This window comes from Vibrio sp. 1167 (assembly GCF_033340375.1).
Lineage (GTDB): Bacteria > Pseudomonadota > Gammaproteobacteria > Enterobacterales > Vibrionaceae > Vibrio > Vibrio alginolyticus.
Map to the genome: position 1 here is coordinate 1 of NZ_JAWOWK010000135.1, position 1,021 is coordinate 1,021.

Genomic DNA, 1,021 nt, shown 5'->3' on the forward strand with positions numbered 1-1,021 from the left:
TTAGTTGGCTATATGCTTTGCCGTCACCTCTGTAGTACCACTGGCCCAATCGACATTCTGAATGGCTATTGACGGTTTCACCAAAAGAGCCACTTTGCAGCAAGCGATAGATGTTGTTTTTCCAAATGGCATGATCAAGCTTGACCGTATCGAGGAAAGAGCGGGTAGACGCAAAGTGGATCACCCGTTTCATGTGCTCTGATTTGACAACCACCTCGTTGACGATTGAGCCAATTTGCGCCGAAGAGGCGGATACTTCTTCTGCGCAGATTTGGTTTTCATCAATCGCGCTTTTGATTGAGCTGACTTGGGTTAGCACCTGATTAACCAGCGAATCAATTTGTTCGCTCGCTTCACTGGCTTTGCCTGCCAAATTTCTTACCTCGTCCGCCACCACGGCAAATCCGCGGCCTGCTTCACCAGCGCGTGCTGCCTCAATCGCTGCGTTGAGAGCCAATAAGTTCGTTTGGTCAGAAATCTCTTGGATAGTAGATACAAGGTGGGAAATAGAAGTCGCGGTGTTATCTAATATCTGCACAGATTCAATGCTTTGAGTGGCTTGTGAGCTGATTTTTACCGCTCGGTCATCCAGACGTGCGAGTGCTTGATGTGTTTGCTTGAACATATCATCAAGCAGCTTTAGCTCTTCGTTTTCATGCGCCATAGATTGAGCGCTTTCGACCATCGCTGTGCGAATGGTTTGGAGCATATCTCCGCCTTTCAAGCTGCTCGACATCAACTCGTCGCTACTTTCGTAACGCTGTTGCGCTGTGTTCAGCAGTTGTTTGGCTTCTTTTAACTGACGTTCCAACGTCTCAACGTCGGTTTGGTACTTGTCTTTAAGGCTCGCTAATTCCTGCTTAAGCGCCTCATTTTCCATTTTTAATTTTTTTGATCCGAACATATTTTTTATAAATGCAGCAAGGTTTTAAAAAATTCATGTTAAATCAGTTGGATAAGCAATGCACCATGACTTTCATATACTTGTTCATTTTTGTCACATTTTTTATGTGGGTTTTCA

Annotated in this window: 1 protein-coding gene and 1 pseudogene; both read right to left on the reverse strand. The window is 44.9% G+C overall.

The annotated features are described in order from the left end of the window. Positions 1 to 193: CZB domain-containing protein (locus R7Z78_RS25100; RefSeq protein WP_411977591.1), on the reverse strand; the 193-nt coding region annotated here is incomplete at its 3' end. Positions 194 to 247: 54 nt separating this feature from the next. Next, positions 248 to 904, reverse strand: a pseudogene (locus tag R7Z78_RS24900) (methyl-accepting chemotaxis protein); the annotation flags it as partial. Positions 905 to 1,021 lie beyond the last annotated feature (117 nt).